Here is a 1,038-nt window from a genome sequence, read left to right on the forward strand (position 1 = left end):
ATATTCTTAGCAAAAAATTCGTTACACTTGAATATCAAACAGAAATTTTTCAGGTGTATGCTGATTTAGCTTTAGCAGATGTCACAAAGACAGAGGGTTACGGTAAGAACGGAACTTTCAGCGAAAAGATAACTTTCGATGTAGTTACAAAGTGGTATACTTACGAAAATTTAACTTTTGACATGATTGAAAATGGTAAAGTTCTTTCTGGTAAGTCTAAAATTTATGGAGGAACCGCACCAGGAGACTATAAGTATATCGAAGGAACCTCTTACACTTATTATGGGGAAAGTGACATAGGCCGTTTAAGCCGTTGGGAAATAAAAGAAAAAATATTTAGTTTTATGGGGGTATTATATCCGAAACTTCCTAAAACACCTGCTGGAGTTAGATTTTTAGACGATGTTGGAAACGAATATACTGCAATTGTGTTTAAGACGGAACAGGTACAAGATTATATTTTAATTAATACAGATGTAAATGACGAATTTTATCAAGGCTGGAAGGGTACAACTGTACTAAACTTATTCCCTGTAATGAACTTTGAGCGATACAGAACTCGTATAATTGAAAAAGGTCAAATGGAGCTAGTTAATTTAAGTAAGGCAGAGCTTAAAATCAAGAGAAAGGCGGACTTTATTTAATGTTAGAAGCTAACGTTTATGATAACTTTAACCCTAACTATTACAATATATCTGATTTCAGAATGCCTAATGGTAAAAAAGAAAAAAGAGGCCTTCCAATACCAAAGGCAAGATGTCAAGTTATTGATTACGAACTGTGGGAAACAGGCTATCTTTACACTTCATCAGCTACATTGACCGTTTCGGTAGAAGTTGGCGATATTGTTCAAGTACTTTTTCCTGAAGTTGTTCCAATTGAAGAAGCTCTAGGTAAGAGGAAAAAACTGAATTTAGATATGGTTTACCTTGTGACCGATGTAGACGAAAGTAATAAAGCTACGTTAAAAAACTACTTTTGGGCAATGATTGAAAGTCTTGACGTTCCAAACGCAATAGCCAAAAAGACAAACTCTGG

General features: G+C 34.6%; 2 protein-coding genes. Both read left to right on the forward strand.

The features are described 5' to 3' along the window. A partial coding sequence (locus tag QR64_RS25915) for a phage distal tail protein domain-containing protein (RefSeq protein WP_039585917.1) occupies positions 1–644 on the forward strand: 644 nt, incomplete at its 5' end. Next, positions 644–1,038: hypothetical protein (locus QR64_RS25920; RefSeq protein ID WP_200886508.1), on the forward strand; the 395-nt coding region annotated here is incomplete at its 3' end. The genes QR64_RS25915 and QR64_RS25920, both read left to right, overlap by 1 nt.

The organism is Rhodococcus sp. Chr-9 (assembly GCF_000801125.1).
GTDB classification, from domain to species: Bacteria; Actinomycetota; Actinomycetes; order Mycobacteriales; family Mycobacteriaceae; genus Rhodococcus; species Rhodococcus pyridinivorans.